Source organism: Sinorhizobium sp. 7-81, assembly GCF_030124405.1.
In the GTDB taxonomy this organism is placed as follows: Bacteria; Pseudomonadota; Alphaproteobacteria; order Rhizobiales; family Rhizobiaceae; genus Sinorhizobium; species Sinorhizobium psoraleae.
This window is the reverse complement of record NZ_JASKLT010000007.1, coordinates 208582-229391: the sequence shown is the minus strand read 5'-3', so window position 1 is coordinate 229391 and position 20810 is coordinate 208582. Positions and strand designations below refer to the sequence as shown.

Sequence of the window (20810 nt, the reverse complement as noted above, 5' to 3'; positions counted from 1 at the left end):
CCGTTAGACGTCCGCCAGTCGCTATTCCTTGGGTCCAGTCGAAAAAAAGTTATCGCGGGAATGAAGCGACGACTGCGATGATCGGCCCGAGAGGGAACAGCCGATCGTGGCGATTGATCTCCGGCGCATAGAGGCTCGAAATCGTGCCGTCGAGAAAGAGCGCATTCGGGCAATCGAGCATGTCGCGAAACAGCGTCGCGAAATCATGAAAGCGCACCGGCCGCTTCGACACCGCGAAGACGACCTCGCCGCCTTTCGTCACGCCGACGCCGTTTCGGGTTTTCAAACTATCGCTGTCCGGCAGGAAGCGCGGATGCAGCGCCCCGTCGATCACCAGCATCGGCCCCGATTGCGTCGCAAAGCGCGGCTTGATACCGGCGGCGCGATAGGCCGCCGCCGCCATAACGCCCGCCTTGCCGTCGCCGATGTAAAAGACGCCGTTCGGCAACAGGTGGAAATTGCCCCAGCCGGAATTGGTGTTGAGCGGTGCCTGCTCCATGCCCTCCTCCACATGCAGGCCAACGGGCGAAAGATCCTCTTGATACATGCCGCCATTCATGGCGAAGACGAGATACTCGTCGCGATGCCGCAACTCGAGCGACAGCGCCTTGAAGGATTTGAACGGCGCGCCCGCCTGATCCTTGTTGTAAAGGCGAATATCGCTCGCCGCCGGATCGAAGGAGCAGACGATATAGTCCTGGCCGAGGTGGCTGACGTTACGGCAGGCAGCATCTGCCGCGTCGTCCGGCGAGGGTTTGGCAAAGCCGGCCGTGAGAATGGCAGCGCCGACGAGGAAGGCTTTCGGAAACAGTGGCATGGTTCGCGACTCGAAGCGGATCGTGACGCGTAGCATCGCACGGATTGCGGCGGTTTGATGCGCGCGGTCTTTTCCGGGATATAGGGTTGGCAGGTCAATAACGGCGCGGACGCGCCGTGGCTGGATTCCTGTGACAAGCACAGGAATGAGGGAGAGAATGTTGCTACCGTGCTGCCAGGCTAACCAACTTGATGACCGGGAGTTCGTGCTGTCTACGCGTCACCAGCCAACTGACCTGGTGAAGGCGGGCGGATAGGCCCGTTGCGACCTGGTTTCAAAGCATCTTCACGCGCGCGGCGTGTCGCTGCGATGAATAGTAGAACGCCGCGCACCCGCTAAGCTCTCTCATCAAGTCAGTTGAACTGCTCGTGCGCGGCCAAAAATATGGCCCCTCATTCCTGTGCTTGTCACAGGAATCCAGCAGCGCCGCGTCCGCGGCGCAGGAGACCTCTTCACCTAGAGGCTCAGTGCCGCCATATGGAAACGGAGTTGCATATCCGGGTAGCGATAATCCCGCCCGACGGGACAGGCATCGCGCGAAAGACAGCCATGGGCGAGACAGCCGCCCGCCCCCGGCTCAGATCTCAGATGCGTGCGGCAGCGGCCGACATCGAATGTGCCGGAAGCCAAGGCGTCGGCCGGACAGGCGGAAATGCACGGCTTTTCCATACAGGCATCGCAGGGATGGCCAGCCGGAACGCTGCCCGTATGGGGCAGCTCTCGATCAAAGCCGAGCGCGCCGCGGTAACCGTGCCAGAGGCCAAAGCGAGGATGGACCAGGATGCCGAGCGGAGAGGCCTGCAGGCCCTCGGCGCGCATCGCCCATTGCTGGAACGGCTGCCACGGCGGATCGGAGGGGAAATAGGCCGTGGCACCTGTCGTCTCGGCCACCGTGTGGATCGCCTGTTTCGACCAATTGTCGAGCGGGTTTGCGCCGCCGCGATCCGGCTCGTGCTCGCGCCACCGGTTGAAAGGCTCCCAGAGCGAAGCGCCAATATTGCCGATGAGCACCACGCTGGCGGCGGGCTTGCCATCCGCGCGCGTCGGCGCAGCCTCGCCAGCTGCAAAATTCACCGTGCCGCGCAAAAAAAGACCGTGCGGCGCGAGCGCCGCACGGATCGTTTCCACCAATTCCTCCGCCGAAGAAACCGTCATTTCGGCTTCGGCCCCTGTAGATCGTAATGCGGGCGCCAGACGTCCTTCTGGATCATGTCGGCCACCTGCGCCCTGCCGCCTTGCTCCCTGGCTCGCTCGGGAGCCTTTCAGGTGAAGGCGTCCGGCATCGAGTCCTTGCGCTTGGCGATATACTCCTTCAGAGCGTCGTCGATCGCCGGATCGAGGTAAGGCGCCTCGTAATGTTCGAGCCAGGAACGGGCGAGCGCATTGGCGCGCTGTTCGATCCGCTTCTCGCCTTCGATTTCCCACTGCTCGAAGGAATTGTTGTCGGCGAGCGGCGAGCGATAGAAGGCCGTCTGGAAGTTGGCTTGCGTATGGGCGCAGCCGAGATAGTGGCTGCCGGGGCCGACTTCGCGGATCGCGTCGAGCGCCTGGGCGTTTTCGGAAAGGTCGACGCCTTCGGCCATCTTCTGCATCATGCCGAGTTGGTCCTGGTCGATCATGAACTTCTCGTAGGAGGAAACGAGACCGCCTTCGAGCCAGCCGGCCGCGTGCAGCACGAAATTGGTGCCGGCAAGCAACGTCATGTTCAGCGTGTTCGCCGACTCATGCGCGGCCTGCGCATCCGGAACCTTCGAGCCGCAGAGCGAGCCGCCGGTGCGGAACGGCAGGCCGAGACGGCGGGCAAGCTGCGCCGCGCCGTAGGAAACCAGCGACGGCTCCGGCGTACCGAAGGTCGGCGCGCCCGACTGCATCGAGATCGACGCGGCGAAGGTGCCGAAAAGCACCGGCGCACCCTTGCGGATGAGCTGCGTGAACGAGGCACCCGCGAGCACCTCGGCCAGAATCTGCGTAAGCGTACCGGCGACGGTGACCGGGCTCATCGCACCTGACAGGATGAACGGCGAAAGCACGCAAGCCTGGTTGTGGCGGGCATAGACCTTGAGCGCTCCCACCATGGTCTCGTCGAAGACCATCGGCGAGTTGGCGTTGATGAGGTTCAGCGTCACCGTGTTGTTCTCGACGAAGTCGTCACCGAAGACGATCTTCGCCATGGCGATCGTGTCTTCCGCGCGCTCGGGCGCCGTGACCGAGCCCATGAACGGCTTGTCGGAATATTTGATATGGCTGTAGACCATATCGAGATGGCGCTTGTTTACCGGAACATCGACCGGCTCGCAGACCGTGCCGCCGGACGAGTGCATCGACGGCGCCATATAGGCGAGCTTCACGAAGTTGCGGAAATCCTCGATCGTCGCGTAGCGGCGGTTGCCGTCGAGGTCGCGAACGAAAGGAGGTCCATAGACCGGCGCGAAGATCGTCGCCTTGCCACCCACATGGGCGCTGCGCTCGGGATTGCGCGCATGCCAGGTGAAGTTCGACGGCGCGGTCTTCAGGAGTTCGCGGCAGAGTCCCTTCGGGAAATGAACGCGCTGGCCGCGCACGTCGGCGCCAGCGGCCTTCCACAGGTCAAGCGCCTCGGCGTCGTCGCGGAATTCGATGCCGATCTCTTCGAGAACAGTATCGGCATTGCGCTCGATGAGCTGCAGACCTTCCGCGTCGAGCACTTCATATTCGCGAATCTTGCGCTGGATGTAGGGCAGAGACGGTCCCGGACCGCCGCCGGTGCGGGATGCCCGGCGCGCCGCCGCTCCCCGTCCCTCGCCACGCGCGCGGCGTCCGCCGCCTTCGACCGCGCCTTGTTCTGTCACGTCGCTCATTCGCTCATTCCTCTCCCGCCGCGCCTCTATGCAAGGGACGCGGCAACGCTTTGATTAAGTGGCGCATTTTCCTTCCGAAGGTCGACACCAACTGTCGGAACCATGCACCGGGATCGATTTTTGGCTAATGCTACCAAGCCGCCGAACCGGTACGGGTCTCAATGCGCCAAGACGTGGCGCATCTCAGACACTCAACCTCGACACCCGTCAAGGCCCGGCATGGGACCAAATTCGGCACCACGCGCACGAAAGTCGTTGCAGGAGGCAGACGGCGCCCAATGTAACATCTTGAACTGTTGCAGAATTTTACCGGCTGCCCGATTACGAATGCGGTCGAGATGCGATAGGACTGTGAATGCGCGGGCGAACCGGCGGCGCCGTCGCTTTTCATCATATGCGACGTCGCTTTCAAAAAGAGATTTTTAGGTTTGGGCCGCTAAGGATGAGCAACGCGTCCGGATCGTGTCCGATCGTGCCAGATCACCGCGCGAAGACTACCGTGCCAGGAACCGAGGAACCCTACTATGGCAGACGATGAAATCATTCTCGAGGACCTTTCCGACGAGGAACTCGTGCAGCAGATGCATGACGACCTTTATGACGGTCTCAAGGAGGAAATCGAGGATGGGACGAACATCCTCCTCAAGCGCGGCTGGACGCCCTACGACATCCTGACCCAGGCGCTCGTCGAAGGCATGCGCATCGTCGGTATCGACTTCCGCGACGGCATTCTCTTCGTGCCGGAAGTTCTGCTTTCGGCGAACGCGATGAAGGCCGGCATGTCGATCCTGCGTCCGCTGCTCGTGGAAACCGGCGCGCCGAAGCTCGGCAAGATGGTAATCGGCACAGTCAAGGGCGACATCCACGACATCGGCAAGAATCTCGTCGGCATGATGATGGAAGGTGCCGGCTTCGACGTCGTCGACCTCGGCATCAACAATCCGGTCGAAAACTACCTCGAAGCGATCGAACGCGAGCAGCCGGATATCCTCGGCATGTCGGCGCTGCTGACGACGACCATGCCCTACATGAAGGTCGTTATCGACACGATGAAGGAAAAGGGACTGCGTGACGACTACGTCGTCCTCGTCGGCGGTGCGCCGCTCAACGAGGAATTCGGCAAGGCTGTCGGCGCGGACGCCTATTGCCGCGATGCCGCCGTCGCCGTCGAGACCGCCAAGGACTTCATGAAGCGCAAGCACAACAGGCTTGCTGCCGGCTGAGCCTGAAATGGCTTTTCAGGAAGAAGGCCGGCTGCGCGGATGAAAACGGCAGCCGGCTTTCTTATTTAAGCGAAAGGAAGGGCGCAGATACGGCGCCCAGCCTTAAATCGTCAGTTCGCGGCTCTTGCAACCCGGCGACCAGCCGACTCTGTCGCGTTGACGGTGTTTGCGGTATCCTGCCCCATGCCGCGTATCGTGTTGGCGCAGGAACTCAGGGTTGTCAGCGCCATCAGGATGACGCCGATCGTTGCGAGAGTCTTCGTTGTCATGACCATGATTCCTTCATGTTGCTGCAAGGCGGAATAAAAATGGAAAACGCAACGTCGGCAAGAGAACGTGCACAACCAAAGAAAGTTCATGTCATTGGTTGCGGCGCCATCGCGCGCGAAATCCTTGCGATCTGCGAAGCCAACAAACTCGACCACATCGATCTCCACTGTCTGCCCGCCATTTGGCACAACACCCCGGAAAAGATTACGCCCGGGCTGCGCGAGGCGATCGTGCGGGCGCGCAAAAGGGGCTTCGAGCGCATTTTCATAGCCTATGCCGATTGCGGCACCGGCGGCCAGCTCGACCGGCTTTGCGAGGAGGAAGGTGTCACGCGCATTCCCGGCCCCCACTGTTATTCCTTCTTCGCCGGCAACGATGATTTCGCAAAGCGCTGGGACGACGACCTCAGCGCCTTCTTCCTCACCGATTTCCTCGCCCGCCAGTTCGAAGCCTTCGTCATAGAACCGCTCGGCCTCGACCGGCACCCCGAACTGCGCGACATGTATTTCGGCCACTACCGCAAGCTCGTCTACCTCTCGCAGGTGGAGGACGCAGCGCTCCAGGAAAAGGCCCGCCGCGCCGCCGACACCCTCGGCCTCGAATATGAATACCGCTTTACCGGCTATGGCGACCTGACCCGGTCGCTTATCGACGCCTGAAATCGGGCATTCAGGCTCGTTGCTCGACGATCGCTCCAACGATGCGGCGAACGACCGGAAGCACCAGCATGAGGCTGGGGAAGGCAATGGCCCAGGACGCGCCCCAGGCGTGAGGCCAAATTGCGGCGAAGCGATCCCACCCGGCATTCATCAGCGTCGACACCGATGACACGATTCCGGACATGAACACCGAGAGTATCAGCGGCGTGATGATGGCGGCGTAGCGCGCGGGAAGTTTCTTCATCCTCATTGAATTGCGCACGAGCGTGAGCATTCGAGATCCTTTTCGTTGGTCCGGAGGGTCGTCGATAAATCTGGTCACGCGGCTTGCCGCGCCAGTTCGTCTATATAGCTTCGCGGCGTTCACGGCTTCAACCTTGGCCGGATCGCGGCGAGAGCGCGGACCTTGCCTCGCGCTGGGCGCGCATGTCGGGTATGCAGCGGCCACAAAGTCCGCGCCTTTCTCGATATGCTGGCGGCGCACCTTGATCTTCGCGATCTCTGATCCGGGCGGACGGGGCGACCGCGAAACCAGCGAGTTCCTCGATACACCGATGCTTAAGCCTCATGCTCTAACGGTTGCGTATTCATGGAGAATGCGCCGGGAGACCTGTGTGACGGCTAGGGCAAGCAAGGGGAGAGTGCATTCCGCGGCGTCGGAACGTATCGTCGTGGTGACCGCAGGCGGTGACAATCCGAATATCATGATCAATGCGCTCGCCGCGCATTTCGCCGACGTGGTGGTGCTGAAGGAGCAGCCGGAGTCGAAGGCGGTCTTCCTAAAGCGGCGGGCACGAAAGCTTGGCTGGCCAACAGCATCTGGGCAACTGGCGACGATGATCGCGTCCCGTATCGGCAAGCGATTCATCCGCCGGCGGGCGGAAGAGATCATCCATGAGCACGGCGTCTCGACCGCGCCCAACCCGTCGGTCGCAGTACACCATGTCGCCTCGATCAACGATGCCGAAGGCCGCGCGCGGCTTGTCGCCCTTCGACCCGCCGTCGTCTTCCTCATCAGTTGCCGCATGCTGAAGCCGGAGACCCTTGCTGCAATCCCCTGCCCGGTTCTCAATTTCCACGCCGGCATCAACCCGCAATATCGCGGCCTGATGGGCGGCTACTGGGCGCGAGTCAACAACGACCTCGAAAACTTCGGCGCGACCGTCCACCTCGTCGACGAAGGCGTCGACACCGGTGCCATCCTCTACCAATCCCGGCAGGTGCCGACGCGCGCCGATACGATGCACACCTATCCGCTGCTGCAGACCGCCGCTTCGACCGGGATCGCCATCCAGGCTGTCGAAGACGCGCTTGCCGGGAATCTCCAGCCGATCGATGTCGCAGCCGCGTCGCGGCAATGGTACCATCCGCCGCTCTGGACCTGGGTTTGGAATGGCGCGCGGCGCCGAATCTGGTAATCAGGTGGGAAAGTGAGGAGAACGCAAATGTCACAAGAGCGCTATGAACTCGTTCTCGATCCGACCGATCATTGGACGGTATGGGACAATGTGACCGGCGTGCCTGTGGTGTTCGCCGATCAGATCCTTGGGGGTCTCACCGAAGAGGAAGCAGAGGCGGCCGTCAAGCTGCTGGTCGAACTTGACCGGAATCGCATGGCGACCGCCGTCGAGAATGCGGCGTAGTCGCAAGAACAAGCCGAGCGCGCTGACGGGAATTCCCCCGGTGTTTCCTTCATGCGGACGCGACGGGCCTGCCTCTACCGAGCGCCTGCCCTGAGTACACGATGGGTAGCGTTGTCGACGGCGTGGCCTGTTTGGGTGCTGTCCTGCACGAAACCCCGAGCGGTGTTTGCGCAAGACGAAAGCGCAAGAAGCCCGAGGCACATCATTGCGATCACGACTTTGGGCATCGCCGTCTCCGGAATGGGCGCGCTATCTGCGCGCGATCCCAGGGAGATGATGCACCTCGTGGCGAAATCAACCCCATCGCAAGGACGCGGCGATCACGAAGGCGTGCCGCCTTCCCAACGCCATGTTTTTGACCAGCAAGTAGCGGAACATCAATGAAGGATGAGGAGAGCGGTTTTTCATGCCGCGTTCCGCTCAAAGCTGCCTGGATTGCTTCGATCCGAATCATCGTGATCCGAAGGCTCGCCATAGCCTCCATGATTGGAGAAGACCATGGACCGCAAAACTCTTGTCGTCGCAATTGCGACAGCGCTTCTGGCGGTTGCGGGATGCACCACCAGCCAGACCAGTCAAAACGCCAGCACGCCTCCCCCTCCGTCGGCCAGTACCGGCTCCGCGGGCGGCGGGAGCATGGGCGGTGGCGGACAGGGAAGCGGGAGCTCGGGCTACTAGGGTGCCGTGCGTTCAAATGAACGCACAAAGGACGCCCTAGCACTTTGATTCTAGAGAATCTTATGCGCTTTCTGTGATTCCACCTGAAAGCGGGATGCTCTAGGGAACGGCGGGCGACGATCTCATTCGATGAGCGCCACGACGGCGAACACCAGGGCGGCGACGATGATCGCCAGAACCACGATCTGTAGCAAATTTGCGTCACGCATGCCGAGGGTCCTCAGGCTTTAAACGAGCGAGACAGTCCGCTGTTCCGCGCGCTCTGTTGCGAGCGACGTGTTCTTTCCATGCGAGCTGCGGCCCGCAAATCGCCGCCAAGTTTTTCCATAAGGCTTGTACCGGTAGCCGCCGGCGTGTGACCGGTCCGTGCCCCGCTGAAAGCACCGCGCCCCGGCGCATTCGCGACGAATGCGCGCCCGCCCGGATGCGCGGCTGGGGAGCGTCGTTTTTGGACATATCCGACGTCGTGGCAAGGTGAGCCACCGCGCATGGACATGCGCATTGTCGGCTCTTGAGGAGAAGAAGAATCCCATGGCAGATCGCATCATCGTCTACTGGCGCGACATTCCCGCCCAGGTCATCATCAAACAGGGTCGCAAGAGCGCCAAGCGCGAACTCTCGCTGCGCTTCACCGAGGCGATCGATATGTGCGCAATGCGCACCGGCGCCGCCGAGACCGACGACTACCTTGCCGAATGGCGCAAGGCCGACCCGGTTTCGGTCTCCGACGACCTGGAGGCGGAGGCCGACAAGGCTGCGGCGGAACTTGAGGCCGCCTATGACCGGGAACGGCTAGTCGCGCTCGTCAAGGCCGGAGGCCGGGACAATGCCTGACCCCAAGGTCGTCACCGGCAACGCTCAACCCGCCAAGAAGGCGGCAACCGGCGCCTATACCCCGCAGGGCGTGTCGCCGAGCCGGCGCTCGCGCCACAAATATACGGTGCGGCTCTGGGCGGTGCGCAATTCGCGCTTTCTCGAATGGTTTTATAACCGCTTCGCCGACATGTTCCTGCTGCTCCATCCGCTGTGGAACGCGATCGGCTACGGCCGCGTTGAACGGCCGGTGACCTTCGTCGAGCGTCACGTCAAGGGCTTCCTCTTCGACTGTCGCATGTGCGGCCAGTGCGCGCTGTCCTCGACCGGCATGTCCTGTCCGATGAATTGTCCGAAGCAGCTCAGGAACGGCCCCTGCGGCGGCGTGCGTGCCAACGGCAACTGCGAGGTGGAGCCGGACATGCCCTGCGTCTGGGTGCAGGCGTGGAAGGGCTCGCAGAACATGGTGAAGGGTGACGCGATCATGAATGTGCAGAAGCCGGTCAACCAGTCGCTGCGCGAAACGTCGTCGTGGTTGCGGGTGACGGCGGAAGCCGCGGCCGCTCGCGACGCAGCGAAGAAGGAAGGCCCGCAGCAATGAGCCCGGATATCAATCCTCACGATCCGGGCGCCCCGCTCGATCCCCTGCCCGGCCATTCCTCGCGGGGACGGCTGGAGCGTGTGCTGCGCCGCGGCGAATTTGCGGTGACCGCAGAACTCAACCCGCCGGACAGCGCCAATCCCGAGGACGTCTACGAGCGCGCGGCGGTCTTCGACGGCTGGGTCGACGGCATCAACGCGGTCGACGCGTCCGGCGCCAACTGCCATATGTCGTCGGTCGGGATCTGCGCGCTTCTTACGCGCATGGGCTACGCGCCGATCATGCAGATCGCCTGCCGCGACAAGAACCGCATCGCCATCCAGGGCGATGTGCTCGGCGCTTCCGCCATGGGCGTGCAGAACATCATGTGTCTGACCGGCGACGGCGTGCAGGCCGGCGACCAGCCGGGCGCAAAGCCGGTCTTCGACCTCGACTGTATGTCGCTGCTCGAGACTGTCCGCATCATGCGCGACAATTCGAAGTTCCTGTCCGGCCGCAAGCTGACGACGCCGCCGCATGTCTTTCTTGGCGCTGCGATCAACCCCTTTGCGCCGCCTTACGATTTCCGCCCATACCGGCTCGCCAAGAAGATCGAGGCCGGCGCGCAGTTCGTGCAGAGCCAGTATTGCTTCGATGTGCCGATGTTCCGCGAATACATGAAGAAGGTGCGCGATCTCGGCCTGCACGAAAAGTGCTTCATCCTCGTCGGCGTCGGGCCGATGGCCTCCGCCAAGACTGCCCGCTGGATCCGCTCGAACGTGCCCGGAATCCATATTCCCGACAGCGTGGTCGCGCGCCTCGAAGGTGCGCAGGACCAGAAGAAGGAAGGCAAGCAGCTCTGCATCGACATCATCAACGAGGTGAAGGAGATCGAGGGGGTCTCGGGCGTTCACGTCATGGCCTATCGGCAGGAACAATATGTCGCCGAGATCGTGCATGACTCGGGCGTGTTGAAGGGCCGCCGGCCCTGGAAGCGCGAGAGCCTGCCGAGCGATGCGCTGGTTGCCGAGCGGCTCGAACACATTCGCGAGGGCATCGAGGAGAACCAGGAGCAAATGGCGGAGGCCGCGGCGCACCACCCGCACTAGAGCATCCCGTTTTCAGGTGGAATCACCGAAAGCGGATAAGATGCTCTAGATCCAAGTGCTAGAGCATCCTTTGTGCGTTCATTTGAACGCACGGCGCACTAGGACGTTGGGGCGAGAAATCGCGCTCCCCGCTCGATATAAGAGGAAAACCGGCGCATCGGCCTGTCCAGCGCCTTACAAACGAAGACGGGGCCTATTACAAAGCCCTACGCTCAGGATCAAAGGATCTTACATGACCCGCACCATCGTCGCTTCCGCCACCCGAGAGATCGTCATCGGCTTCGACCAGCCCTTCTGCGTCATCGGCGAACGCATCAACCCGACCGGCCGCAAGAAACTCGCCGCCGAGATGATCGAAGGTAACTTCGACACCGTGATCAAGGACGCGCTGGAGCAGGTCGCCGCCGGCGCGACGATGCTCGACGTCAATGCTGGCGTAACCGCCGTCAACCCGAACGAGACCGAACCGCCGCTGCTCGTCAAGACGCTGGAGATCGTCCAGGGCCTCGTCGACGTGCCGCTGTCGATCGACAGCTCCGTCACCGCCGCGATCGAAGCGGGCCTGCGCGTCGCCAAGGGCCGTCCGCTGGTGAATTCGGTCACCGGCGAAGAGGAGAAGCTGGAAGCGATCCTGCCGCTCGTCAAGAAATACGATGTCCCTGTCGTCGCGATCTCCAACGACGAGACCGGCATTTCCATGGATCCGGACGTCCGCTTCGCCGTCGCCAAGAAGATCGTCGAGCGCGCCATGGATCACGGCATCAAGCCGCACGACATCGTCGTCGATCCGCTCGTTATGCCGATCGGCGCTCTGGGCGATGCCGGACGGCAGGTCTTCGCTCTTCTGCGCCGCCTGCGCGAGGAGCTGAAGGTCAACACCACGTGCGGCCTCTCCAACATCTCCTTCGGCCTGCCGCACCGCCACGGCATCAATGCCGGCTTCATTCCGATGGTGATCGGCGCAGGCATGACCTCGGCGATCATGAACCCCTGCCGTCCGCAGGAAATGGAAGCCGTGCGCGCCGCGAACGTCTTGAACGGCACGGACGCGAACTGCACCAACTGGATCATGACCTATCGCGACCACAAGCCGGCCGAAGGCGGCCATGCGGTCGCCGCCGCGGCGCCGGCTGGCGGCGGCGGACGGCGTGGCGGACGCGCAGCGCGGGCCGGTGCCGCTGCGCGGGCGGAATAGTCATGGCAAGGCACCATTCCCTCGCGAGCGATCTGATGGCGTTGTGGTTCCAGGCGCCCATGGTTATTGCCACCCGCACACAAGCAATGGCAATTGCCGCTATGACGGGCTCAGCAACGGACTATGCCGAAAGCAGCCGCATGGTGACGGAGAAGATGGCTGCGGTCGCGGAAAGCGTCATGGCAGCGAACGTCGCCATCGCGAAAGAGGGAATGGGGCTCGCGGCAGCCTTTGCCGCTGGGAAGGCCGTTTCCGGCGGCCACGACCGGGTGACGGCCGCGGCACTTCGTCCCTATGCCAAGCGCGTGCGGGCCAATGTCCGCAGGCTTCGGAAGTAAGTCGACTGGCGAGGCAGAAAGATGCTGAACGTGTCCCCGAAGGAAAACAAGAACGATCCGCTGGTGCTGTTCATGCCATCGGGCAAGCGCGGCCGGTTCCCGGTCGGCACGCCAATCCTTGACGCCGCGCGTTCGCTCGGGGTCTATGTCGAAAGCGTCTGCGGCGGCCGCGCGACCTGCGGGCGCTGCCAGGTTTCCGTGCAGGAAGGCAACTTCGCCAAGCACAAGATCGTCTCGTCGAACGACCATATCTCGCCGATCGGCCCGAAGGAGCAGCGCTACGCCAGCGTGCGCGAGCTGCCCGACGGCCGTCGGCTCTCCTGCTCGTCGCAGATTCTCGGCGATCTCGTCATCGACGTGCCGCAGGACACCGTCATCAATGCGCAGGTGGTGCGCAAGGCCGCAACGGACCGGGTGATCGAGCGCAACGCCGCCATCCAGCTCTGCTACGTCGAGGTGGACGAGCCGGACATGCACAAGCCGCTCGGCGACCTCGACCGGATGAAGGCCGTCCTCGAAAAGGACTGGGGCTGGAAGGATCTCCTGATCGCGCCGCACCTGATCCCGCAGGTGCAGGGCATCCTGCGCAAGGGCAACTGGACCGTGACCGCCGCGATCCACCGCGACATGGATTCCTCGCGTCCCTTCATCGTCGGCCTCTGGCCGGGCCTCAAGAATGAGGCCTACGGCATCGCCTGCGACATCGGCTCGACGACGATCGCCATGCATCTGGTGTCCCTCCTCTCCGGCCGCATCGTCGCCTCCTCGGGCGCGTCGAACCCGCAGATCCGCTTCGGCGAGGATCTGATGAGCCGCGTCTCCTACGTCATGATGAATCCCGACGGCCGCGAGGCGATGACCAAAGCGGTGCGCGAGGCGGTGAACGGCCTGATCGGCAAGGTCTGCACCGAGGGCGAAATCGACCGCCACGACATCCTCGACATCGTGATCGTCGGCAACCCGATCATGCACCACCTGTTCCTCGGCATCGACCCGACGGAACTCGGCCAGGCGCCTTTCGCGCTCGCTGTTTCCGGCGCGCTGCAATATTGGGCGCACGAGATCGACATCGAGGTCAATCGCGGTGCAAGGCTCTACATGCTGCCCTGCATCGCCGGCCATGTCGGGGCGGACGCCGCCGGCGCCACGCTTTCGGAAGGCCCGCATCGGCAGGACAAGATGATGCTGCTTGTCGACGTCGGCACCAATGCCGAGATCGTGCTCGGCAACCGGCAACGCGTCGTCGCCGCCTCCTCGCCGACCGGCCCGGCCTTCGAGGGTGCCGAAATCTCCTCCGGCCAGCGTGCCGCCCCCGGCGCGATCGAGCGCGTGCGCATCGACCCCGAGACGCTGGAGCCGCGCTTCCGCGTGATCGGCGTCGACAAGTGGTCCGACGAGGAAGGTTTTGCGGAGGCCGCCGCGTCGGTCGGCGTCACCGGTATCTGCGGCTCGGCGATCATCGAGGTCGTCGCGGAAATGTATCTGACCGGCATCATTTCGCAGGACGGCGTCGTCGACGGCGCCATGGCCGCGAAAAGCTCGCGCATCGTGCCGAACGGCCGGACCTTCTCCTACCTTCTGCATGAGGGCGACCAACGCATCACCGTCACGCAGAACGACATCCGGGCAATCCAGCTTGCCAAGGCCGCGCTCTATGCCGGCATCAAGCTCTTGATGGAAAAGCAGGGCGTCGAGCATGTCGACACGATCCGCTTTGCCGGTGCCTTCGGCTCCTTTATCGATCCGAAATACGCCATGGTGCTCGGCCTCATCCCGGACTGCGACCTTACCAAGGTGAAGGCGGTGGGCAACGCCGCCGGGACCGGTGCGCTGATGGCGCTCCTCAATCGCGGCCATCGCCGCGAGATCGAGGAAACGGTGAGGAAAATCGAGAAGATAGAGACGGCTCTTGAATCGAAGTTTCAGGAGCATTTCGTCAACGCCATGGCGATGCCGAACAAGGTCGATGCCTTCCCGAAACTCGCCGAAGTCGTCACGCTTCCCGAGCGCAAGGTGCTGACCGATGACGGCGAAGGCGGCGGCCGCAGGAGGCGCCGCAGCAGGGAGTAGGCACAATTCTGCTCATCGGGGCGATCCGGGATCACCGCCCGAATTTGAGCCTTAAAGCGGCACCGTCAGCCCGACCTTCACCCGATCCATCGCAACGAAGGTGCGGAATCTTTTGACGTTGTTATTGCCGAAGAAGAGGCGTCGCGTGAGCGCCTCGTAGTCGGCCATGGTCGCGACGACGATGACCAGAATGAAATCCGCCTCGCCTGTGACGTAGTAGCATTGCTGCACCTCCGGCGCGGCCGAAAACTCCGCCTTCGCCGCGTCGATCAGTTCGGCCGTCTCGCTGATCACCTCTACCTCGACGAAGATCGTGATCGGTTGGCCGACCCTGGCCGGATCTACGATGGCGCAATTGGCCGCGATGACACCCGCCTCCTCCATGCGCTTGATCCGCCGCTGCACCGCCGGCGCCGAGAGATTGACCGCCTCGCCAATCGTTCGCTGCGGCGTGGCATTGTCCTCCTGCAGGATCTTCAGGATCGCAAGATCGAAGGAATCGAGGGCGATTTCGGGACGAGTCTTTACCAAGCGTTCACTCCACGAAACAAACTTGCATTTCAGGCGCCGGAATACAGCGCATTTTTCATGCACAGTGCAATACAAATTCGCCAATCTGCTGATTTGAGGCGGGATGCGGACGGAAAACCGCATACTCTTCCTCATCCCGCTCTTTGCGGCGCGGGATGCGGGCGGAAAACCGCATACACTTTTCCTCATCCCGCTGATGAACGAGGACGCCCATGTTTGTTCTGAATACCCATCCGGACTACAACAAGCCGCTCGAGCCGACTGATGCCGAAACGCTTGGAGAAGACGGGGCAAACACGGTCGAGCGCTTCCTGGCGCATCGCACCAATCATGCCGAGACGCCGCTGCATGCGCTGCCGGCGCTCGCCCGCGAGCTCGGCGTCGGCGCGCTCCATGTCAAGGATGAGGGCCATCGGCTGGGTCTCGGCAGCTTCAAGGCGCTCGGCGGCGCCTATGCGGTGATCCGGCTGGTTCTGGAGGAGGCGCAACGGCGCCTCGGACGCCCGGTCGATATCGCCGAGCTGCATTCGCCGGAGGTGATGGCGGTAGCGGCGACGATGACCTTCGCCTGCGCGACCGACGGCAATCACGGCCGCTCGGTGGCGCAAGGGGCCGAGCTTGTTGGCGCGAAGGCGGTGATCTTCGTTCACGGCGGCGTCAGCGAGGCGCGCGTGGCGGCGATCTCTCGTTTCGGCGCCGAGATGGTCCGTGTCGACGGCACCTACGATGATACGGTTGCGGAAGCGGCGCGGGTCGCAACCGCGCACGGCTGGACGATCGTCTCAGATACGTCCTGGGCGGGTTATGAGCGCATTCCCGGATTGGTGATGCAGGGCTATACGGCAATGGTCCGGGAGGCGCTGCGCCGGCTGCCGGAACCGCCGACGCATGTCTTCGTGCAGGCGGGTGTCGGTGGCGTCGCCGCAGCCGTCAGCGGTCATCTCGCGCTTACATTCGGCGACAAGCGGCCGACCTTCACCGTCGTCGACCCTGTGCGCGCAGCCTGCATCTTCGAAACCGCGCGTGCCGGGCATCCCGTGAAGATCGCCCATGGCGAGCCGACGGTGATGGCCATGCTCGAATGCTATGACCCCTCGCTTGTCGCCTGGCGGGTGCTCAAGCATGCGGCGGACGTCTTCATGACCGTTGACGAGCAGGACGCGATTGCCGCGATGAACCGGCTGGCGCGCCCGTCCGGCCACGATCCGGCAATCGTCGCCGGAGAAAGCGGCGGCGCCGGACTGGCGGGCCTCATCCGGGCGGCATCGACCCCGGCAATTCGGGCGGCCGTCGGTCTCGATGAAAACGCGCGGATCCTGCTTTTCAATACCGAAGGCGCGACAGACCCGGAGCGCTATGCCGAGCTTGTCGGCATGACGCCGGCACAAGTCTGCGCAAAAACCAATCGGGCGTGATGCGTGCACGTTGCCGTTGCATTGGCGGAGGAAACAAATGGCTGACCTGAAACTGCTCGAACGCGAAATGCGCGGATGGCGGCGCGATCTTCACGCCCATCCGGAATTCGGCTTCGAGGAGAAGCGGACCTCCGCCTTCGTCGCGGCGAAGCTCAGGGAGTTCGGCCTTGATGTCGCCGAAGGCGTCGGCGGCACCGGCGTCGTCGGTACGCTCCGTCGCGGCAACGGCAACCGAGCCGTTGCGCTTCGCGCCGACATGGACGCGCTGCGCATTCCGGAACAGGGAGCGCTTGAGTATCGCTCGCAAAACCCAGGCGTTATGCATGCCTGCGGCCACGACGGCCACACGACCATGTTGCTCGGTGCCGCAAAGTTGCTCACCGAAGACGGCGGCTTCGATGGCACCGTGCGCTTCATCTTTCAGCCGGCGGAGGAATGGGGCAAGGGCGCACTCGCCATGCTCGACGACGGGCTGATGGAGCGGTTCCCGTTCGAGGAAATCTACGGGCTGCACAACATGCCGGGGCTTCCGGTCGGCCATTTCGAGACCCGTGCCGGCGCCATCATGTCGGCGGAAGACAATTTCGAAATCGTCCTCAAGGGCGTCGGCGGCCATGCGGCCCGGCCCCACGCGGCCAACGAGGTGCTGGTCGCCGCCTGCGCCCTCGTCACCAACCTGCAGACGATTGTGTCCCGCCGCCTGAGCCCGGCCGATATCGGTGTCGTCTCGGTCACGGAACTCCTGACCGACGGCACTCGCAATGCCCTGTCCGGCCTTGCCCGCATCCTTGGCGATGCTCGCAGCTTCCGGCCCGAAGTAAGTGCCGACATCGAGAAGCAGATGCGCGTGATCGCGGAAGGCACGGCGCTGACCTACAACGTCTCCGCCGAGGTGACCTATACGCGCGAATTCGTGCCCCTTCTCAACGATGCGGCCCTCGTCGAGGAAGCCTTCGCCGCCGCAAGAACCGTGTTCGAACCGGATCACATCGCCACGGCTCGCGAGCCGATGACTGGATCCGAGGATTTCGCCCGCTTCCTTGAACACGTTCCCGGCTGCTTCGTCTTTCTAGGCAACGGCAGGGACTCCGCGACGCTGCACAATCCTGCCTACGATTTCAACGACGCCGGGCTGATCCACGGCGCCCTCTTCCACGCCGCCATAGTCAGGCAGCGTCTGCCGGCGGACTGAGTAAAGCCGGTGCGTGACGGTCCTCCGGGCTCGAGCCGCGTCGTTTCGAGGAGCCAGATCATTTCATTGTTGCGAAAACGGTCTAATTCTCCGGCAGGCCCGCCTTCTTCATGCCGGCCGCCATCGTTTCGCGGAAACGGCTGACGTCACGCAGCGAGGGAAGCGCGACATATTTGGCGATCGTGTAGTCGGGCTGAATGGCGAGAAACCGTTCGGCCGCCCAATGGGCGGTCTTCATGTCGTCGTTCATCGCTGCCCAAGCCGCCAATTGACGATACGCCCAGGTGACGTTCGTATGGCGTGTGACCACGTCCCGGGCGATCGCGGCCGCTTCCGAAAACCGGCCGGCCAACGCGTAGGCAGCCCCGAGCCCCATGCGCATGTTGAAGACGAAGGGGTCGAGCGGGCTCAGCCGCATCGCCCGCTCGAATCGCTCCTGCGCCTCGGTTGCCTGGTCCTGGTAGATCCCGACCCAGCCGTAACGGGTCCAGGCCCAGGCATTGTTCGGATCAAGCGCGAGTGCGCTTTCGATGAACGCGGACGCTCTTTGCTGGTCGCCGCCAAGACTAGCGGCTGCTCCACAAGCCGTCAGCGCCGTCGGATCGTCCTCGACCAGGCCAGATGCCCGATCGATGGCCGCGAACATAGTCCGCAACTCGGCGGCCTGGTCCGGCGACCAGAGATAGGTGATGTTTAGCGCGTGGCACCAGGCAAGCAGCGCATGCGCGCGACCATATTTCGGGTCGAGCTGCAGCGCTTCCTGAAGGGTCTTCATCGCCTCCGCGATTGCCGCGGCATTCTGGCCCCAGAGCTTCGGGAAGGCGCGCATCACGAGGTCGTAGGCTCTGAGATTCGCAGGCGGCTTGCGCGTCGCGGATTCGATCTCCGCGTGGCGCACCGCCGGATGGATGGCGCCGGCGACCTGGGCCGCGATCCGGTCCTGGAATTCGAACAGATCCGCGCTCGCCCCCTCGTAGCGGTCCGACCACAATTGCTTGCGCGATTCCGCATCGACCAGTTGCACGGAGATGCGCAGACGGTCGCCACCGCGCCGAACCGTGCCCTCCACCACATAGGAAACCCCGAGCTCGGCTCCCACCTCGCGCACATCGATGAAGCGGCCCTTGTAGGTGAACGCCGATTGGCGGGCGATCACGAAGAAATCGCGAACGCGCGACAGCGCCGCGGTGATCTCCTCGACGACGCCATCGACGAAATAGTCATCCTCCTCGCTGCTCAGATTGTCGAAGGGCATGACAACGACGGAAGGCTGCTCCCTTTCGCGTGGCACCGCGGCATGGGTTTTCGCAGCCGCGACGGATGGCGCCTTCTCCTGCGTCTGCGGGCCTGTAGGTTTTTCGATCAACGCCCTCGTCGCCGTTTCCGGCTCGACACCGAGTTCCCGCTGCAGGGCTTCGCGGCAGAGGAGATATTGCCGCATGGCAGCATTCGCCTGCCCGCGATGCTGGTAGATCCGGATCATGGCGCGGTGCGCCTCCTCGGCGGCGGGTTCAGAAGCGAGCAGCCGCTCCGCCAGGCGCTCGCAGGCCAACTCGCCAGCCGTGTCGCCGCCACCCTTCAGGTCGCGGCTCAACCGATCGACGAGTTGCAGCGCCTTCTGCCGGTAGCTGCTGACATGCGGCCGAAACCATTGCTCGAGTTCTTCGGGAATTGAGATCTCCGCAAGGAGGTCACCGCGATAAAGTTCGGCCGCCGCCGCGAGATTGCCGATCCCGCCCCGCTCGATCAGACGATCGAAGACCCAAATGTCGGCCTCGCCACTACCGGCGGCAAGGCTGATGGTTTCGAGATCGGTCTCGATCTCGATCGCCGCCCGATTGTCGGCCGGGAAAGCGCGCCGGATATCGACGAGCGCCTGCCGCAGGCTGTTGCGCGCCTGCGCCTCGCCGCGCCCCGGCCAGAAGGCATCGGCCAGCAAGGCCCTTCGCACGCCGCGACGCCCCGAGAGAACCAGGGCGGCAAAGACAAGCGCGGTCTTGCGCGTCGTAAACTTGACCGGCTCGTCCGAAGGCGAAACGACGGTGAGATCCCCGAGCAACCCAATGCGCATGCGCTGGCTCCGTTTTCACGAGATGCGAGCCACGTTAGCATTGATTGCGTTCGATTTAACGCAGATTTAGCGCTCGCCCCCTTCGGTCTCATCCGCATTTTACTCCCGCCTGAACAGCGGCAAAACGCGGCCATGGCAAGCTCCCTCCATCAGTTCGAAGATGGAGGCCGAGATGGCTACCACAGACTATCACTCCGGATATGCAACCCACGCCGGCGATATCGTCCACGCTCTGAAAGAACGCCTCGCCTGTGCCGCAGCTGCCTTTGCAAAGCAGCACCGGCACGCGCAGACACTGAGAGCGCTCGAAGGCCTCGGCCACGACCAGCTGCAAGACATCGGCTATCCGGCCAACGCGCTGGAACCGAGACCCGCCATCGAGATCAAGGCTGGCCTGATGACCAACTTGATGTCGATGCGGTGAGCTTGGCGCGGGCCTCCTGTGAGTTACGCCATCTTGGCGACATAGGACGCCAGCAATCCGCCCCAGCCGCTCTCCGAATCGAGCACGCCCCGCAGTTCCTGGGTTCTGGCGCCATAACTCTCGAGCTGGCGATGTTCGAGGACAACTGTCGTCTCGTTCTCCCCCTTCGCCTCGAACAGCACCTCCACTTCGGTGTGGAACGCGGGATCGAAGTCGAATTCGGCGTTGAGTTGCCAGGCAAAGAGGATGCGGTTTGGTCGGTCGCAAGCGATGACACGGCCCCAGTCCCGCTCTTCGCCGGCATTGCCGATCTCGTACCAGCGGCCACCGGCAATGGCCTCGACGACAACCGTCTTCTGGCCGGACTCGGTCAGGCTATGGCCCTTGATCCACCAGCTTCCCATGCCGTTGACGAAGACATCGAAGGCTTTCTCCGGCGATGCGCGGACAGTGACGGACTTGCGGACCGGTGCCGGGTCTATCGTGTGCATGATGCTTTCCTCCCGTTGCATCGATGATGTCATGCTGTGTCAGTTATCGTCCGCCGTCTCGACCACGGCCTTGAAGGCGGCAAGCTGGTCGCTCCAGAAGCGGTCGAGCCATGCGCGGAGAGGCCCTAGCCCCTCCGGATCGATCGAATAGATCCGGCGCGCGCCGGAAGGCTCGTCACGAACGAGCCGCGCTTCCTTCAACACCTTTAAATGCTGGGAAATCGCCGGCTGCGACACCGGCATTCCCCGCGCCAACTCCGCGACCGACTGCCGCCGCCCGGCGACACGCTCGAAAATCGCGCGCCGGGTCGGGTCGGCAAGAGCTGCGAACAATCTATCTTCATAAGTCATGGCTTATTATAAGTCATGGCTTATTTCTGTCAATCGGCGTGCGACGACAGTCCCGGAAAGCGAAGCGCCGCGCATTCGATCGAACACGCGGCGCCAGAACGCG

24 protein-coding genes are annotated in these 20810 nt (G+C 63.2%); 14 read left to right on the top strand and 10 right to left on the bottom strand.

The window, feature by feature from the left end; all coding sequences use genetic code 11:
- Nucleotides 1-49: 49 nt before the first annotated feature.
- From QN224_RS22815 to QN224_RS22805, 3 genes are all read right to left on the bottom strand, one after another.
- On the bottom strand, nt 50-817 hold the full coding sequence (locus QN224_RS22815; protein WP_283978473.1) for a phosphodiester glycosidase family protein: 768 nt from the start codon (nt 815-817) through the stop codon (nt 50-52).
- Nucleotides 818-1273: 456 nt separating this feature from the next.
- Entirely contained in the window at nt 1274-1972 is a 699-nt protein-coding gene (locus QN224_RS22810) for a ferredoxin (protein ID WP_283978472.1), read from the bottom strand.
- A gap of 107 nt (nt 1973-2079) precedes the next feature.
- Nucleotides 2080-3654 carry a trimethylamine methyltransferase family protein gene (locus QN224_RS22805; RefSeq protein WP_283978471.1) on the bottom strand — a complete coding sequence of 525 codons (1575 nt, stop codon included), beginning with the start codon at nt 3652-3654 and terminating at the stop codon, nt 2080-2082.
- Nucleotides 3655-4178: 524 nt separating this feature from the next.
- Between QN224_RS22805 and QN224_RS22800 the strand changes: the two genes are divergently transcribed.
- Nucleotides 4179-4877 (top strand): B12-binding domain-containing protein, encoded by a 699-nt coding sequence (locus QN224_RS22800; protein ID WP_173512822.1) that lies wholly within the window; start codon nt 4179-4181, stop codon nt 4875-4877.
- A 110-nt stretch (nt 4878-4987) separates the two neighbouring features.
- Here QN224_RS22800 and QN224_RS22795 read toward each other — a convergent pair whose 3' ends face one another.
- A complete protein-coding gene (locus QN224_RS22795; RefSeq protein WP_173512821.1) occupies nt 4988-5146 on the bottom strand; it encodes an entericidin in 159 nt (52 codons plus the stop codon).
- Nucleotides 5147-5185: 39 nt separating this feature from the next.
- Here QN224_RS22795 and QN224_RS22790 point away from each other — a divergent pair, with 39 nt between their 5' ends.
- Nucleotides 5186-5806: a DUF1638 domain-containing protein gene (locus tag QN224_RS22790; RefSeq protein WP_283978470.1), complete on the top strand. Its 621-nt coding sequence runs from the start codon at nt 5186-5188 to the stop codon at nt 5804-5806.
- 10 nt (nt 5807-5816) lie between these two features.
- Here QN224_RS22790 and QN224_RS22785 read toward each other — a convergent pair whose 3' ends face one another.
- Entirely contained in the window at nt 5817-6080 is a 264-nt protein-coding gene (locus QN224_RS22785) for a DUF2798 domain-containing protein (protein WP_283978469.1), read from the bottom strand.
- 430 nt (nt 6081-6510) lie between these two features.
- Between QN224_RS22785 and QN224_RS22780 the strand changes: the two genes are divergently transcribed.
- Nucleotides 6511-7224: a formyl transferase gene (locus tag QN224_RS22780; RefSeq protein WP_283978533.1), complete on the top strand. Its 714-nt coding sequence runs from the start codon at nt 6511-6513 to the stop codon at nt 7222-7224.
- A gap of 27 nt (nt 7225-7251) precedes the next feature.
- The gene (locus QN224_RS22775) at nt 7252-7449 is read left to right on the top strand and encodes a hypothetical protein (protein ID WP_173512818.1); all 198 of its coding nucleotides are present in this window, start codon (nt 7252-7254) and stop codon (nt 7447-7449) included.
- 74 nt (nt 7450-7523) lie between these two features.
- Here QN224_RS22775 and QN224_RS22770 read toward each other — a convergent pair whose 3' ends face one another.
- Nucleotides 7524-7676, bottom strand: coding sequence for an entericidin (locus QN224_RS22770; protein WP_283978468.1), 153 nt, complete (start codon nt 7674-7676; stop codon nt 7524-7526).
- A 271-nt stretch (nt 7677-7947) separates the two neighbouring features.
- On the opposite strand from QN224_RS22770, the gene QN224_RS22765 reads away from it, so the two are divergent.
- The 7 genes from QN224_RS22765 to QN224_RS22735 all read left to right on the top strand — a co-directional run bounded on the left by QN224_RS22765 (nt 7948) and on the right by QN224_RS22735 (nt 14232).
- On the top strand, nt 7948-8127 hold the full coding sequence (locus QN224_RS22765; protein WP_283978467.1) for a hypothetical protein: 180 nt from the start codon (nt 7948-7950) through the stop codon (nt 8125-8127).
- Nucleotides 8128-8658: 531 nt separating this feature from the next.
- Nucleotides 8659-8961, top strand: coding sequence for a virulence factor (locus tag QN224_RS22760; protein WP_283978466.1), 303 nt, complete (start codon nt 8659-8661; stop codon nt 8959-8961).
- Complete coding sequence (locus tag QN224_RS22755) at nt 8954-9541, top strand: methylenetetrahydrofolate reductase C-terminal domain-containing protein (protein ID WP_173512815.1); 588 nt, start codon at nt 8954-8956, stop codon at nt 9539-9541. Before QN224_RS22760 ends, QN224_RS22755 begins: the two co-directional genes overlap by 8 nt.
- Entirely contained in the window at nt 9538-10629 is a 1092-nt protein-coding gene (locus tag QN224_RS22750; protein ID WP_283978465.1) for a methylenetetrahydrofolate reductase, read from the top strand. The genes QN224_RS22755 and QN224_RS22750 overlap by 4 nt, the downstream gene beginning before the upstream one ends.
- Before the next feature lie 232 nt (nt 10630-10861).
- Complete coding sequence (locus QN224_RS22745; protein ID WP_173512813.1) at nt 10862-11824, top strand: methyltetrahydrofolate cobalamin methyltransferase; 963 nt, start codon at nt 10862-10864, stop codon at nt 11822-11824.
- Nucleotides 11825-11826: 2 nt separating this feature from the next.
- Nucleotides 11827-12162 (top strand): hypothetical protein, encoded by a 336-nt coding sequence (locus tag QN224_RS22740; RefSeq protein ID WP_283978464.1) that lies wholly within the window; start codon nt 11827-11829, stop codon nt 12160-12162.
- A 21-nt stretch (nt 12163-12183) separates the two neighbouring features.
- Complete coding sequence (locus tag QN224_RS22735; RefSeq protein ID WP_283978463.1) at nt 12184-14232, top strand: ASKHA domain-containing protein; 2049 nt, start codon at nt 12184-12186, stop codon at nt 14230-14232.
- A 51-nt stretch (nt 14233-14283) separates the two neighbouring features.
- Here QN224_RS22735 and QN224_RS22730 read toward each other — a convergent pair whose 3' ends face one another.
- Entirely contained in the window at nt 14284-14763 is a 480-nt protein-coding gene (locus QN224_RS22730) for an Lrp/AsnC family transcriptional regulator (protein ID WP_283978462.1), read from the bottom strand.
- Between the two features lie 212 nt (nt 14764-14975).
- Here QN224_RS22730 and QN224_RS22725 point away from each other — a divergent pair, with 212 nt between their 5' ends.
- Together QN224_RS22725 and QN224_RS22720 are read left to right on the top strand one after the other, a co-directional pair.
- On the top strand, nt 14976-16178 hold the full coding sequence (locus tag QN224_RS22725) for a diaminopropionate ammonia-lyase (protein ID WP_283978461.1): 1203 nt from the start codon (nt 14976-14978) through the stop codon (nt 16176-16178).
- A gap of 37 nt (nt 16179-16215) precedes the next feature.
- On the top strand, nt 16216-17370 hold the full coding sequence (locus QN224_RS22720; protein ID WP_283978460.1) for a M20 aminoacylase family protein: 1155 nt from the start codon (nt 16216-16218) through the stop codon (nt 17368-17370).
- Between the two features lie 82 nt (nt 17371-17452).
- Here QN224_RS22720 and QN224_RS22715 read toward each other — a convergent pair whose 3' ends face one another.
- A complete protein-coding gene (locus QN224_RS22715; RefSeq protein WP_283978459.1) occupies nt 17453-19441 on the bottom strand; it encodes a BTAD domain-containing putative transcriptional regulator in 1989 nt (662 codons plus the stop codon).
- Nucleotides 19442-19613: 172 nt separating this feature from the next.
- Here QN224_RS22715 and QN224_RS22710 point away from each other — a divergent pair, with 172 nt between their 5' ends.
- Nucleotides 19614-19865, top strand: coding sequence for a hypothetical protein (locus QN224_RS22710; protein WP_283978458.1), 252 nt, complete (start codon nt 19614-19616; stop codon nt 19863-19865).
- Nucleotides 19866-19888: 23 nt separating this feature from the next.
- Here QN224_RS22710 and QN224_RS22705 read toward each other — a convergent pair whose 3' ends face one another.
- Both QN224_RS22705 and QN224_RS22700 read right to left on the bottom strand, forming a co-directional pair.
- The gene (locus QN224_RS22705; RefSeq protein WP_283978457.1) at nt 19889-20356 is read right to left on the bottom strand and encodes an SRPBCC family protein; all 468 of its coding nucleotides are present in this window, start codon (nt 20354-20356) and stop codon (nt 19889-19891) included.
- Between the two features lie 39 nt (nt 20357-20395).
- Nucleotides 20396-20707 (bottom strand): helix-turn-helix transcriptional regulator, encoded by a 312-nt coding sequence (locus QN224_RS22700; protein WP_173512804.1) that lies wholly within the window; start codon nt 20705-20707, stop codon nt 20396-20398.
- Between the last annotated feature and the right edge of the window lie 103 nt (nt 20708-20810).

Bases quoted from the DNA above. Each gene is read 5' to 3' on its own strand.
- QN224_RS22815 (WP_283978473.1), bottom strand. From the start codon at position 817: ATGCCACTGTTTCCGAAAGCCTTCCTCGTCGGCGCTGCCATTCTCACG.
- QN224_RS22810 (WP_283978472.1), bottom strand. From the start codon at position 1,972: ATGACGGTTTCTTCGGCGGAGGAATTGGTGGAAACGATCCGTGCGGCG.
- QN224_RS22805 (WP_283978471.1), bottom strand. From the start codon at position 3,654: ATGAGCGACGTGACAGAACAAGGCGCGGTCGAAGGCGGCGGACGCCGC.
- QN224_RS22800 (WP_173512822.1), top strand. From the start codon at position 4,179: ATGGCAGACGATGAAATCATTCTCGAGGACCTTTCCGACGAGGAACTC.
- QN224_RS22795 (WP_173512821.1), bottom strand. From the start codon at position 5,146: ATGACAACGAAGACTCTCGCAACGATCGGCGTCATCCTGATGGCGCTG.
- QN224_RS22790 (WP_283978470.1), top strand. From the start codon at position 5,186: ATGGAAAACGCAACGTCGGCAAGAGAACGTGCACAACCAAAGAAAGTT.
- QN224_RS22785 (WP_283978469.1), bottom strand. From the start codon at position 6,080: ATGCTCACGCTCGTGCGCAATTCAATGAGGATGAAGAAACTTCCCGCG.
- QN224_RS22780 (WP_283978533.1), top strand. From the start codon at position 6,511: ATGATCAATGCGCTCGCCGCGCATTTCGCCGACGTGGTGGTGCTGAAG.
- QN224_RS22775 (WP_173512818.1), top strand. From the start codon at position 7,252: ATGTCACAAGAGCGCTATGAACTCGTTCTCGATCCGACCGATCATTGG.
- QN224_RS22770 (WP_283978468.1), bottom strand. From the start codon at position 7,676: ATGCCCAAAGTCGTGATCGCAATGATGTGCCTCGGGCTTCTTGCGCTT.
- QN224_RS22765 (WP_283978467.1), top strand. From the start codon at position 7,948: ATGGACCGCAAAACTCTTGTCGTCGCAATTGCGACAGCGCTTCTGGCG.
- QN224_RS22760 (WP_283978466.1), top strand. From the start codon at position 8,659: ATGGCAGATCGCATCATCGTCTACTGGCGCGACATTCCCGCCCAGGTC.
- QN224_RS22755 (WP_173512815.1), top strand. From the start codon at position 8,954: ATGCCTGACCCCAAGGTCGTCACCGGCAACGCTCAACCCGCCAAGAAG.
- QN224_RS22750 (WP_283978465.1), top strand. From the start codon at position 9,538: ATGAGCCCGGATATCAATCCTCACGATCCGGGCGCCCCGCTCGATCCC.
- QN224_RS22745 (WP_173512813.1), top strand. From the start codon at position 10,862: ATGACCCGCACCATCGTCGCTTCCGCCACCCGAGAGATCGTCATCGGC.
- QN224_RS22740 (WP_283978464.1), top strand. From the start codon at position 11,827: ATGGCAAGGCACCATTCCCTCGCGAGCGATCTGATGGCGTTGTGGTTC.
- QN224_RS22735 (WP_283978463.1), top strand. From the start codon at position 12,184: ATGCTGAACGTGTCCCCGAAGGAAAACAAGAACGATCCGCTGGTGCTG.
- QN224_RS22725 (WP_283978461.1), top strand. From the start codon at position 14,976: ATGTTTGTTCTGAATACCCATCCGGACTACAACAAGCCGCTCGAGCCG.
- QN224_RS22720 (WP_283978460.1), top strand. From the start codon at position 16,216: ATGGCTGACCTGAAACTGCTCGAACGCGAAATGCGCGGATGGCGGCGC.
- QN224_RS22715 (WP_283978459.1), bottom strand. From the start codon at position 19,441: ATGCGCATTGGGTTGCTCGGGGATCTCACCGTCGTTTCGCCTTCGGAC.
- QN224_RS22710 (WP_283978458.1), top strand. From the start codon at position 19,614: ATGGCTACCACAGACTATCACTCCGGATATGCAACCCACGCCGGCGAT.
- QN224_RS22705 (WP_283978457.1), bottom strand. From the start codon at position 20,356: ATGCACACGATAGACCCGGCACCGGTCCGCAAGTCCGTCACTGTCCGC.
- QN224_RS22700 (WP_173512804.1), bottom strand. From the start codon at position 20,707: ATGACTTATGAAGATAGATTGTTCGCAGCTCTTGCCGACCCGACCCGG.